The sequence below is a fragment of the Bacillus sp. SD075 genome, from assembly GCF_017355165.1.
In the GTDB taxonomy this organism is placed as follows: Bacteria; Bacillota; Bacilli; order Bacillales; family DSM-1321; genus Peribacillus.
In genome coordinates this window covers 1-12,846 of record NZ_JADILK010000051.1, presented here as the reverse complement: position 1 = coordinate 12,846, position 12,846 = coordinate 1, and the positions used below count along the sequence as shown (strand labels likewise).

At 41.1% G+C, this 12,846-nt stretch carries 11 protein-coding genes and 1 tRNA gene; 5 read left to right on the top strand and 7 right to left on the bottom strand.

Features of this window, described 5'->3' with window-relative positions; translation table 11 throughout:
• The first annotated feature begins 133 nt into the window (after window positions 1-133).
• On the top strand, window positions 134-1,588 hold the full coding sequence (locus IOC57_RS21970) for an alanine/glycine:cation symporter family protein (RefSeq protein ID WP_207440694.1): 1,455 nt from the start codon (window positions 134-136) through the stop codon (window positions 1,586-1,588).
• Window positions 1,589-1,744: 156 nt separating this feature from the next.
• Here the strand turns inward: IOC57_RS21970 and IOC57_RS21965 are convergent, their stop codons facing one another.
• The 4 genes from IOC57_RS21965 to IOC57_RS21950 form a co-directional block, all read right to left on the bottom strand.
• Window positions 1,745-2,965, bottom strand: a complete 1,221-nt coding sequence (locus tag IOC57_RS21965; RefSeq protein WP_207440693.1) for a PucR family transcriptional regulator — start codon at window positions 2,963-2,965, stop codon at window positions 1,745-1,747.
• Window positions 2,966-3,101: 136 nt separating this feature from the next.
• Window positions 3,102-4,574 carry a sodium/proline symporter PutP gene (gene putP, locus IOC57_RS21960; protein WP_207440692.1) on the bottom strand — a complete coding sequence of 491 codons (1,473 nt, stop codon included), beginning with the start codon at window positions 4,572-4,574 and terminating at the stop codon, window positions 3,102-3,104.
• 168 nt (window positions 4,575-4,742) lie between these two features.
• Window positions 4,743-6,284, bottom strand: a complete 1,542-nt coding sequence (gene pruA / locus IOC57_RS21955) for an L-glutamate gamma-semialdehyde dehydrogenase (protein ID WP_207440691.1) — start codon at window positions 6,282-6,284, stop codon at window positions 4,743-4,745.
• 57 nt (window positions 6,285-6,341) lie between these two features.
• Complete coding sequence (locus IOC57_RS21950) at window positions 6,342-7,259, bottom strand: proline dehydrogenase family protein (protein WP_207440690.1); 918 nt, start codon at window positions 7,257-7,259, stop codon at window positions 6,342-6,344.
• A gap of 408 nt (window positions 7,260-7,667) precedes the next feature.
• Between IOC57_RS21950 and IOC57_RS21945 the strand changes: the two genes are divergently transcribed.
• Complete coding sequence (locus IOC57_RS21945) at window positions 7,668-7,832, top strand: hypothetical protein (protein WP_207440689.1); 165 nt, start codon at window positions 7,668-7,670, stop codon at window positions 7,830-7,832.
• 809 nt (window positions 7,833-8,641) lie between these two features.
• Here the strand turns inward: IOC57_RS21945 and IOC57_RS21940 are convergent.
• A complete protein-coding gene (locus tag IOC57_RS21940) occupies window positions 8,642-8,872 on the bottom strand; it encodes a helix-turn-helix transcriptional regulator (RefSeq protein WP_207440688.1) in 231 nt (76 codons plus the stop codon).
• A gap of 935 nt (window positions 8,873-9,807) precedes the next feature.
• Between IOC57_RS21940 and IOC57_RS21935 the strand changes: the two genes are divergently transcribed.
• From IOC57_RS21935 to IOC57_RS26100, 3 genes are all read left to right on the top strand, one after another.
• Window positions 9,808-11,010 carry an aminotransferase-like domain-containing protein gene (locus IOC57_RS21935; RefSeq protein WP_207440687.1) on the top strand — a complete coding sequence of 401 codons (1,203 nt, stop codon included), beginning with the start codon at window positions 9,808-9,810 and terminating at the stop codon, window positions 11,008-11,010.
• Window positions 11,011-11,413: 403 nt separating this feature from the next.
• Window positions 11,414-11,596, top strand: coding sequence for a hypothetical protein (locus tag IOC57_RS21930; RefSeq protein WP_207440686.1), 183 nt, complete (start codon window positions 11,414-11,416; stop codon window positions 11,594-11,596).
• A gap of 114 nt (window positions 11,597-11,710) precedes the next feature.
• Window positions 11,711-11,842, top strand: a complete 132-nt coding sequence (locus IOC57_RS26100) for a DUF6254 family protein (RefSeq protein WP_286185109.1) — start codon at window positions 11,711-11,713, stop codon at window positions 11,840-11,842.
• Between the two features lie 163 nt (window positions 11,843-12,005).
• Here IOC57_RS26100 and IOC57_RS21925 read toward each other — a convergent pair whose 3' ends face one another.
• Complete coding sequence (locus IOC57_RS21925; RefSeq protein WP_207440685.1) at window positions 12,006-12,176, bottom strand: hypothetical protein; 171 nt, start codon at window positions 12,174-12,176, stop codon at window positions 12,006-12,008.
• A 490-nt stretch (window positions 12,177-12,666) separates the two neighbouring features.
• Window positions 12,667-12,739: transfer RNA gene (locus IOC57_RS21920), tRNA-Ala, on the bottom strand.
• Between the last annotated feature and the right edge of the window lie 107 nt (window positions 12,740-12,846).

Sequence of the window (12,846 nt, the reverse complement as noted above, 5' to 3'; positions counted from 1 at the left end):
TTTTTTATAGGAAAGGGAAATCAAACTGATATGTTAGGTTTCCTTACGTAAAAACTATTGTTTAACTCATCAAGATGAAATATAATAATTAAAAGATAAATTGGAATTTTCTAAATATAAAGGGGGAGCTTTGTTGTCTGATTTTATTACATCGTTAAATGGAATTTTATGGAGTTCGCCAGTCATTTATATTTTATTGGGAGTGGGTTTATTATTCTCGATTTTAACCCGTTTTCTGCAAGTGAGGCATATTAAGGAAATGGTTGTTTTGATGTTCCAAGGCAAAAGTTCGGAAGCGGGGGTTTCCTCATTCCAGGCTTTATCCATAGCCCTTTCAGGGCGGGTCGGTACAGGTAACATTGCAGGAGTGGCCACGGCTATCGCCTTTGGGGGTCCCGGTGCCGTTTTCTGGATGTGGGCCATTGCCTTCATAGGAGCGGCCAGTGCATTTGTGGAATCTACTTTAGCTCAAATTTATAAAGTCAAACAAGATGGACAATATCGGGGAGGCCCCGCTTATTATATTGAGAAAGGGATAGGGTGGAAGTGGTTTGCTGTGCTTTTTGCATTTGCGGCCCTTATAGCCATGGCGATCCTTATGCCAGGTGTCCAATCCAATTCTATTGCTGCCGGGGTGGAAAATGCATTCGGCATCAAACCGGTGTTCACTGGTTTGGCCATCGTCCTTTTATTGGGCTTCATTATATTCGGCGGTGTAAAGCGGATAGCCAATGCTGCAACCTTGATCGTGCCTTTCATGGCTCTTGGTTATATATTGCTATCTGTTGTGATCGTCCTATTGAATATCACTGAATTACCAGGTGTCATCTCTTTGATATTCAGAAGTGCCTTCGGGTTGGATTCTGCATTTGGGGGGATCATTGGCATGGCGATTGCTTGGGGAGTGAAACGCGGCGTTTATTCCAATGAGGCGGGACAAGGGACAGGGGCTCACCCAGCAGCTGCGGCTGAAGTATCTCATCCGGCAAAGCAGGGTCTCGTCCAAGCATTCTCGGTTTATATTGACACATTGTTCGTTTGTTCCGCAACGGCCTTCATGATTTTATTTACAGGCATGTATAATACACAAGCGGAAAATGGTTCATATATCGTCAATAATTTGGGCGAAGTATCACCGGGTCCAGGGTATACACAAGCGGCAATCGATAGTGTAATCCCAGGTGTTGGTGCTGGCTTTGTTGCAATAGCCCTTTTCTTCTTCGCCTTTACGACGATCATGGCCTACTATTATATTGCTGAAACCAATATCGCCTATTTAATGCGCAAGCGGAATGGTAAATGGGCCATGTTCGCCCTGAAGCTCATCATCCTTGCGGCCAGCTTTTACGGATCCGTGCGTACGGCAGAGTTGGCTTGGGCATTAGGGGATGCTGGATTAGGCATTATGGTATGGCTCAATGTCATTGCCATTTTAATTCTGGCTAAACCGGCGCTTATTGCGTTAAAGGATTACGAAAAGCAAAAGAAGGCAGGGGTAGATCCAGTTTTCAATCCAAAAGCTTTAGGCATAAAAAATGCCGATTTTTGGGAGCATGAATACACTGGCGACAAGGAAAATGTTTCTTGAAGGAAAAAGCCCTTGAACTAATTTGAAAAACCAAAAGGTAAACCTTTTGAAAATAGGTGAAAGATGTATAAGGAGAGAGGAAAACGGCAGACCTGGCCGCGTTTCTTCTCTCCTTAGCTTTTTGAATTTCCCGAACTCAAAAACCGGGGATGTTCTTTAAGATCTCTGCTTTATAAGCTGTAAATCGATGTATAGTTGCATTCTCGAATGAAAGTCATCAAAATCGATTGAGGTGAGATCGGTTATCTGATTCAATCTATATTTCAATGTATTGGTATGGATGTACAGCTGTTCAGCTGTCGGTTTGATCCGGCAATTGTTCAACAGATAAATTTCCAGTGTCTGAAGGAGTTTGGTCTGGCTTTCCTGGTCCTTCTTTTGAAGAGTTTCTAAATCCATATTGATATAATTCGTTTTAGTATGATGGTTGGAGATCATTTCGAGGTAACGGAAAATCCCAAGCTTACAATATTGGAAGGGAAGCTGTTCAGGTTCACCGATGAACTTAGCTGCGTTGATCACTTCCAAGGCTTCGAGATAGGATTTTCTTAATTGAAGAATCGAAGAATACTCATTTCCGATTCCCGGGAATACCTTTTTGTCATTGAATTGGGAAAGAACGGTGCTAGTTAAATCATTGGCGCTATCGGTAGGCAGGTATTTCCCTTTTCCGTTGGTGCCAATCAAGACGATGATCTTCAATTGGTTTGTGAATACATGGGTAAAGTGATTCAATGCATTGGCGAATAGACTGACTGTATCCGCTAATTCATCGAAATGTTCCGCATCGGATTGAGCGATGGTAAAGACATTGACAAGGAAGGTTTCCGGAATGAGAAGACTCATATTGGCGGCTTCCCATTTTATTTGATTTTCCGTTTGATAGACTTCGTCAATGACCTTTTGATAAAACTCATTTTTTTCTTCATCTTTTTTCATGTTTATCTGTTTTTTCTGATAAAGGAGCTTGCCGATATGATGGGAAACTTCATGTAAAAATTCCAGATCGGAATCAGTCATCATTTCCGTTTCTTGGACCCAGATGAATCCGAAGACCTGTCCTTTGTGGACGGCGCTTACAACGACTCTTTGATTTAAGCCGATTTCCTCGATTTGTTTCACCCTAAATGGATGCTCCACGGTTTTAAGCTGTTCGACAATGCCTTCATCCATGAATTTTTCCAGAATTGGAATCGGCCAATGTTTTGTGAAGATGGTTTGCCGATTGGCCTGGTCGAAGTGTTCAATATAATATGAACTATATGCCAGCAATAAAAAGTGGTCATTTTCGATGACGACTGGTTTTTTTAAATAAGTGCTGACCATATCCGTTATATCGTTGATGTTTGTGAGAGTCAGGATTTTTTCTAATGACATATATGGCCCCCTGTAGTTTTTTGAAGTGTATGACAACTTAGTTTAATAATACTTTTAAAGTAATGATGTGTATAGGGGGAAGAACAAAAGGAACGGTATATGAAAAGATTTTCATATACCGTTCCTTTTAGGTAATTTATTTTTGTTTTAATGTTCTTTCGAATTCCTCGAATTGCTCTTCTACTTCTTTAGATGGTTTTTCTGTAAGAAGACTGACCAGGATGATGGCAATCAAGCTTGCGCAAAAACCAGGGATCATTTCATAAAGCGTATCGGATAATCCTGCCATGGACCAGAAAATTACAGTACCGGCACCAACGACCATCCCTGCTAAAGCACCCCATTTTGTCATCCGTTTCCAGAAGAGACTTAGTAAAACCAACGGACCGAATGATGAACCGAATCCAGCCCATGCATACCCGACAAGTCCGAGAATCGTGTCATTTTTCTCCCAAGAGAGAATGAGTGCGATGATGGATATGATCAATACGGAAAGTCTGCCTAGGAAGACAAGCTCTTTATCTGAAGCAGAACGACGAAAGAAGGTTTTGTATATATCCTCCGTTAAAGAGCTGGCTGTAACCAAAAGCTGCGAAGAAATCGTGCTCATGACGGCTGCCATTATTGCGGAAATCAAGAAACCAGTAATGAATGGGTGGAATAGTATATCCCCTAATTCTATGAAAATCGTTTCAGGATCATCTAATTTCAAGTTGTTCTGAGAAAAATACGTGATTCCGATGAATCCAGTCAGCATGGCACCAATAGTTGAGAAAATCATCCAGCTCATCCCGATAGTACGGGCTTTCTTTATTTCCTTAACAGAACTGATCGCCATAAAGCGTACTATGATATGGGGTTGTCCGAAGTAACCCAATCCCCATGCAAATAATGAGATGATGCCTAATAAGCTCGTTCCGGTAAAAATATTCAATAAGGCCGGATCTATGGAACGTGGTGTATCTATTGAAGGACCGAAGCCTCCAACATGGAAAAGGGTAACGATCGGTACAAGAACCAGGGCGACGACCATGATGATTCCTTGAACAAAGTCTGTCCAGCTTACTGCCAGGAAACCACCGAATAAAGTATAGGCAACGACGACGCCTGTTAAGATCCATAGCCCTGCATGGTAATCAAGGCCAAATGTGCTTTGGAATAAGACTCCGCCGGATACCATTCCGGAAGAAACGTAAAAGGTAAAGAATATCAGGATAACCAAAGCTGAAATGAGCCTTAAAATCCGTGAGCCCTCACCAAAACGATTTTCCAGGAAAGCAGGTATCGTAATGGAATTATTAGCGACTTCTGTATAGGTTCTTAATCTTGGTGCAACATACAGCCAGTTTGCATAGGCACCAAGCGTCAGGCCGATTACGATCCAAATGGAACTGAGGCCCGTTGCGAACATGGCGCCAGGCATCCCCATTAAAAGCCAGCCGCTCATATCGGCAGCTCCGGCGCTTAATGCAGTGACAGCAGGGCCAAGACCCCGGTCGCCAAGCATGTAATCATTTAGATTGGAGGTCCTTTTGTAGGCGAAATATCCGATTAACAGCATACCTGCCATATAAATGCTAATGGAAGTTATTAATGAGTAATCTATCATTTGAAGACTCCCTTCATGATGAAATATATAATTATTTGTTTTAAAAGAGGAAGCAACCTATTTGTCACTTCCTCCATTTAACCTCGTTTTGGTTTTGTATCATAGAATGGAAGATACAAAACCAAAGAGGTCATTCACATTTTCTTCAAATTGCTTAATGAAACCTTATCAGAATGTTTCGGATGTTGTTTTGGCTTGCATATGAAGCTGTAAGTAGTCCGGTCCTCCAGCCTTGGAATCAGTTCCTGACATGTTGAACCCGCCGAATGGCTGGTAACCTACGATTGCACCAGTACAGCCGCGGTTGAAATACAAGTTCCCCACATGGAATTCTTCGCGTGCTTTTTCCATGTTAAGGCGATTTGTCGTAATGACAGCCCCAGTCAAACCATATTCAGTGTTATTGGCAATCTCAAGAGCTTCGTTAAAGTCCTTCGCTTTTGTGAAGGCAACGACTGGTCCGAAGATTTCTTCTTGCATCAAGCGTGCTTGCGGATCGACATCAGCAACGATTGTCGGTTGAACGAAGTAGCCTTTAGAGCTATCTCCTTCTCCTCCAGTCATAATGCGTCCTTCTTGGTTCCCGATTTCAATATAGCTCATGATTTTGTCAAAAGCAGCTTGATCGATAACTGGCCCCATGAAATGATTTTCTACTGGATTACCAACTGTTAGTTGTTTTGTTAATTCAACAGCGCGATCTAATACTTGATCGTATACATCTTCTACGATGACAGCACGGGAACAAGCAGAACATTTTTGTCCAGAGAAGCCAAATGCAGATTTCACGATCGATTGAGCGGCCAATTCAAGGTCTGCCTCTTTGTCGACGACAATCGTATCTTTTCCGCCCATTTCAGCTATGACACGCTTCAGCCAAATTTGGCCTTCGTTCACTTCAGAAGCGCGTTTGTAAATGCGCAGACCTACATCACGTGAACCGGTAAAGGAAATGAAACGTGTTTTTGGATGGTCAACCAGGTAGTCGCCCACCTCGGCTCCGCTTCCTGGAACGAAATTCAACACACCTGCTGGAAGGCCTGCTTCAAGCATCACTTCAACGAATTTCGCAGCAACGATAGGAGTGGTCGAAGCTGGTTTCAATAGGATCGTGTTACCAGTAACGATAGCGGCAACAGCAGTACCGGCCATGATGGCAAACGGGAAGTTCCAAGGAGAAATGATGATGCCCACCCCTAATGGAATGTAATCATAGCGGTTAAATTCTCCCGGACGGCTTTGAACAGGCACACCTTCTTTAAGCGTCAGCATTTGACGGGCATAGAATTCAAGGAAATCGATTGCTTCAGCTGTATCCGCATCAGCCTCATTCCAAGGTTTTCCCGCTTCTTTTGTCAATAACGCAGAGAATTCATGCTTGCGTCTGCGAATGATGGCAGCCGCTTTGAACAAAACGTCAGCACGGATTTCCGGCTTCACTTTTTTCCAGCTTGCAAAAGCGGTAACAGCTTCCTGCATGGCTTTTTCAGCAAGATCCCTGTTCGCTTTCGATACCCGGCCGATGACCTCTTGCTTATCTGCAGGGTTATATGAAACGATTTTCTCATCAGTCGTCACTTTCTCTGCCCCGATATAAAGAGGGTAGTCTTGCCCTAAGTAGCCCTCAACAGTTTGAAGTGCTTCCTGATATGCAGTTTTGTTTTCCTCGTTTGTAAAATCAACAAATGGTTCGTGTTTATATGAAATCATTGAAAATCACACCTTTTAATAGATTTTTTGTAGCCATTCATAATGTTAAATGTATATTTAGCTCCTGACCATCCCTTTGAAGGCAAAGGCAATATTGGATGGCCTTTCTGCAAGCCTTCTCATGAAGTAACCATACCAATCCAGACCATATGGTACATAGACGCGCATTTTGTAACCTTGCTTGACCAACTCGTATTGAGTTTTGTTTCTCATGCCATAAAGCATTTGAAATTCAAATTGTGTATTTGGGATGTCAAACTTCTTAGCCAGCTCTTTTGTATATTCGATGATTTTGTCATCATGTGAGGCAATGGCCGTATAATTTCCGTTAAGAAGACTTTGCTTGATCAACTTTTTATAGTTTTCGTCTACATCGTTCTTTTCGGGAAAAGCCACCTCGGGGGATTCCTTGTAGGCACCCTTTACGAGACGCAGGAATGGCTTATATTGGGCAAGGTCCTCCAAATCATTCTCTGTGCGGAATAAATATGCTTGTAGAACAGTACTTATGCAGCTGTATTTTTCTTTGAACTGTCTAAAGATATCGATTGTTGCCTGACAGCGGACTTCATCTTCCATATCGATCGTGACCATGACTTTATGTTTTTCGGCTGTATCAAGAATTTTCGTCATATTCTCAATCACGAGTTTATGATCGATATCAAGTCCCAAAGAAGTCATCTTCAGGGAAACCTGTGAATCAAGTTTTTCCCTGCTGATCATTTCGATGGTTTCAATGCATTCTGCCGTCCGTTCCTGAGTCACTTCCTTAGAATCAACGAATTCCCCAAGATGGTCAACTGTAACCGACAAGCCGCTATTATTAAGTTGTTTAATGAATTTAATGGAACTTTGGAAATCAGTTCCCCCAATGATCTTACCGGCAGCAAAACTTCCCCCGCTTTTTTTAGCAATATTATTAAGCAGATTATTTTTAGATAAAAATAAGAAAAAGTCCCTTGTAATGGCTTCCATATAAAGCGCACCCCCTAAGAAGATGTATTTCAATAAATTAAGCTTACGATTTTCCGGCAATATTCTCAATGTTCTAAAAAAACAATAATAATACCTTGGATTTGTCTGTTATGGACAAATGAAAAGGTTTACATTTCTCCTCGGATGTTCAGATGTGACGAAGGTTTATATTTTAACTTAAAGAGAAACGCTATAGGTAAAGCCTTTAGCAGGAAACAATGATGTGAATGACATCAATAAATACGTTTAAAAGTGGCATCTCGACCATAATCATCCAATGCGCTATAATGAACCTTATTTAACAGAATGGGTCAATGTACAGGAAAAAACGATAGATGAAGCATTCAGAAGTAAAATGGATATAAAACCGAAAAATAAGTCGCATTGGCAAGCCGGGGAGGATAAGGTATGCATGCTGTACTTGAAGAACTTAGAGAAACATCAGGATTGATAATTGGATTAATAATGGCCCTGATAATAATGGGGCTGATCGGTTATGCCCTTACGAATGTACATGAATCCATTGTGACACCTGTGATTCAGTTCATAAAGAAAATGGTTAGCCGAAAATAGCTTAAGCGGAATACATAACCTTTTGTCCCTAATCGATAATAAGCCCTTGTTTAAGAAATCCCTGCAGGGTTTGTCTAAAAGGGACAAAAGAACCGCAAGATATACATATCAGCCGAAAACCCCCGCTTCTAATGGAAGTGGGGGAATTTAGATTGTAGATAAATTCGAAGGGAAAGTGAGCTTTTCTACAGTTTTTCATGTGAAATTTGCAGGTGATTTCAAAAATCCGCTCCCTTTCCGCCGACTGGCTGCCACCCCTCCTACTGCAAGCATCGACGGGGTAACTGCTGGCTAGGGCAGGAGGGTTGCAAATTTCTTCACTCTAATGGGTTTCATTCGAATAAAAGTAGCTGGATGACTAATTAAAGCGCAAGGAAAGCTTGGATTATGGGAGCAATATATATGTTTGGGTGAAGACTAAGCATCATATAATTCGATTAATTTGATCTGATTTACATCAATCACAGACAAAAGGAGTTCCATCTAAGTTTTAAAAGAAAAGTTGATGGGAATGGGTGTGCGAGACTCCTGCGGAAAGTGAGCGCCTGTAGTGGAAAATAAAGATGTAGACAAGCTCAATTATTATAGAGTTTGTCTACAGTTTGAAACCTGGTTTCTTCATGGAACGCCATTTGCGAAGCAATATATACATGGGGGTACTTATGTCTATTCCGATTTATAGAATACTTACTGAAAAGGAGGTGAAGGTACAGCGACCCACTGGCCCCTGATGGATTAATGACCGAGGCCTATCAAGAGTTTTATAAGTGTGGGGATGCGTTTTCCTGATACGGGCATTTGCTATCTCCCTATATATTAAAATAGTCATCTGCCTTTGCATCAGCATCTATACTTCGAACCGCCTTCATGATTTTCTTTAATACTCCGGCTGACGGCACATACTTAGGATCGCTGCAAACTCTGCTTATCGTATTGCGTGAGATGCCTGACGCACTTACAAACTCCTCTTGTGTATATCCGTGCTTATCGATTAATTTACCGACCTTGCTCCGAAGCTTTCTCTTCCCGAATCTAAACATTTTGATAACCTCCTAGAATTATTTACTAACAGTCTCGTCCAAGTTTCACAAAAATATACATATAGTTTCGCAAATGTTTGGTATCACTAAGGTTTCTGCTTGAATTAACAGGCCGATAACACAAGGGCTATTCACTATAGAATAAGAAATTAAAAACGCAGATTTAATGTTGAAGACGAAAAGGCGTCAATCCGGATGGAGAAAATGTATCGTCAAATCGTTGAGTCCTCCACGGAGGAGACAATTATAAAGATAAATGTATTCGATACCTGAGGGGAATAGGGAGCCGATGTAAGGCGCATAAAATCCATCCTGGAAGAAAATAAACCAACTGGAAATATCGAAAAAATTCAAGAGATGGACATTCTGTTCCTGTACTTTTATTAAAGTCCATGGTTCAAAATATATTCCACCCTATGAAACTAGTGCCGTACTTGGTATTCCCTCTATTGTAACGGGAGTGTTCAGCCCGGAATGGATTTGTCTTTATTACAAATTCGGAACTTTAGCAGTACGTGAATGAAGAGTTGAAGTAGAGTTTCGTATATCGGCGTGTTATTACCCTCGGAAATTGTATGAGTAGCGAAGGGGAGATTTTAGAATGAACTATGTTTCTCTTCCTCCATCTCTTAAAAAAGAATAATAACGGTAGTAATTAATGATTAGTGAAAAATGTTATAATACAAAAGGTATCGGAATATTTGAAATTATTTTTGTGAAAAACAACATAAATAAGAATGAGAATTTTTATTTGAAGCGATTGGCCCAGCTAGGTATGGAAAGTGAGGATGATGAAGAAGCGAATAGGATTCTTAATAAGTCCATCTACCTTCTACATTAAAGCGAATGGGAATTTATGATTTGTCTCATATAAAAACTATCTACAAAAATTGTAAGGATAAAACAAGGCTCGAATGAAGGAAGGGTGTATGGTTGTGAATGTTGAATCTTTTTTTTCTGAAAACATTAAGGCAGCACTTAAGAATGATCCACCCGGTGCATGGATGCCAGATCTGCCAAATGGTTGTATTCGCTTGAGTTCAGGCTATCCTGAGCCAGCTCTCGTTCCTGTTGAGGAGATCAAGGCATCTGTAGCGAGACTTCTTGATGAGGAGCGGGATTTGCCACTCCATTATCTCGGAAGTCCACGAATTGCAAAACTAAAGCACCAAATCCAGAAAAGATTGGGAGAGCGTGGAATATGCATTTCGGAAGAACAGCTTTTGATTACATCAGGAGCTTGCCAGGGGATTGATCTTATTGCCCGCATTCTCCTTGATGACAAAGCGGTGGTAGCCGTAGAGTCCCCCACTTATATGGAGGCTTTAGAGATTTTTCAAAACTATACGAAGCAGATTATCAGTATACCTATAGATGAACAGGGACTCCAAACATACCGATTAAAAGAAATGCTGGATGAAAGGAAACGTACAGGTCTAACCCTCCCGCGTTTTTTATATACAATCCCAACCTTTCAAAATCCAACTGGGACGACTATGACACTTGAGCGTCGGAAGCATTTAATGGAGCTTTCCATCGAGTTTGATTTCCTCATTCTAGAGGATGATGCATACGGAGAATTATCCTTCGATAAAAATCCGGTGCCAATAAAATCTATTGATAAATGCGGGCGAGTCCTCCAAGTTGGGTCATTATCGAAGGTGGTTGCACCAGGAATGCGAATTGGATGGATAGCAGGAGAAAGTGAATTCATTAAGGCTTTAGAGTGGTTTAAAAAAGATTTAGACCATCCATTTGCTCAAAGTACAATGGCTGTATACTTAGAAAACACCGATTTTGAGCAACGTCTCGACCTTCTAAAAGAGGTGTATCGTTCTAAATGCACTACGTTAATCCGTTCGATGGAACAATTTCTTCCGGAATCCGTTTCCTGGTATGTACCAGATGGCGGTTACTTCGCATGGGTGAGGATTCGAGGAGTTGATACATCGCATTTATTATCAAAGGCTCTAGATGAGGGTGTTTCATATGTTCCAGGGAAGTACTTTTTCTTGGATCAAAACGATGGAACCGATTTTCTCCGGCTCTCATTCAGTTATGCCGATGAGAAAGAAATAATCGAGGGAATTCGAAGACTAGGACAGCTTATCGCATCTTTTTTTCATAAATCGCCCTGAGTAATGATAAGCCCAGGAGCAAGCCCAATATTGAAGCACATCATGACACAAGACCCGAAATGCCCCCGTTTCCGTTATACTAGAAGTTCAAAAATAGACAGATGAAAATCAAAATGACACAAAACATGTATATGTAAGGCGTCCCAATGTCGGGGCGTCTTTTTCGATTCATGAATTTCGGCATGGAGATACGATTTAAATTGTCGACCAATTGACGGATGAAACCGACTTCGAAACACAGGCAACACCGTAGGTATTAAACTAATCAAATAACCGAACTGGAACTTAATACTCACTTTGTTTTTAACCTGAATTCATGACAGATTCATGTTACTACCGGTTTTAATTCGAGGTATATTTCTTCTTTCTGATCTCATACTAAAGATAAGAAGGAGGGGTATCCATGGCAAAACGAACAAAGAAAAATGATGCAGACCAAAAGAACAAAAAAGGATTTGATTCAAGCAAAACTGATTCAGAATTCTCTCAGGAATTGGGCAGTGCAAACGCTAATCAAGAACATAAAAATAAAGCAAAAAAAGAAAAAATATCTAAAAATCAAGGTGAGTGGAAAGGCATGCATTAATCATTACTTTCCAGACTCGCCCCCATGATGGATGATGCCTGCACCGAGTGCGAAGGATGGAGGCTTATCATGCTCCAAAACTGTACTGAACTTTATGTAAAGGAGCTTATTTAGATGACTCAATCTAAGGGACAACAAGAACGCCAATGGAAAGATCGTAAACAATCGCAGAACCCGCATGGCAAGGTCAGATCATTTGAACAACTGGCTGAAGATGTGGGCAAAAATGAATCTGCAACCAAGTAAAACAGTTTAAGAATGAGAGGCTATCCCAAATGGCCAGAGCCCCCATTATAGTGAGGGCTACCTTTGTCGTTACCGAAAAGTTCATAATGACCGTAGTGATCATTATGAACTTTTCGGTTTATTCAATTGTTGTTTTTATACGTTTACGTTCTTTAATCATCGATTAAAGGAGTGCTTTCGCATAGGACAACTGTTTTCGTTGCTTATGTAATTGATTGAAGTTCATAGTTTGGTCCTCCGCTCCTGCCGTGCTTTTATGTCCAGGTAGATTTGAACGCGGATCGGCTTGGATTTGGTCATCCGTACGCCGGAATTGGTCACGATAAAACATCATTCCCGAAATTCATCAACGGAAAAATTGTTCAGTTCCGCCCAATATGCAGCCCTTGAGAAAATACTTCTTTCATTTCTAGGGACATGTGTTGCGAACCATTGGAAGAAGCTTTTGTCAATACGTGCCATATTCAACCATTTATCACTTGGAAGGACGTTTCCGAGAATATGTCCGCCGTGCCCCGTAGTGTTCCATGCTAACGTTTGTTGAGTCAGTAAGGAAATAACGATTTTCGAAGCGTTTCAGAACCTTTTCCCACTCTTCGTCTTCCAAAGTATGCGAAAGTGCATGTTCAATTGCACGGCGTCGCGTTTTTCCCTTTTTGTTTTTCTGAATGAGTTTCGAACATAAAAAAAACACCTTATCATTACGAATATTTATCGTAAAGAAAAGACGTGTTATGGTTTGTAGGTATAGTTGTTATTCGTTCAAGTCAACGAAAACGAAAAGCGCCACGAACATTGCCGTGACGCTGTTTTCGTATAAAGTATGGAGCATAGCGGGATCGAACCGCTGACCTCTACGCTGCCAGCGTAGCGCTCTCCCAGCTGAGCTAATGCCCCGAATCGAGGTACAATAATTATTGTATCGAATTTTGGTGAAAAGTCAATAAAAAATATGAGATTCTTTGCGGAAATGATAAAAAAACCGTTTGAAGGTAGTCAAACGG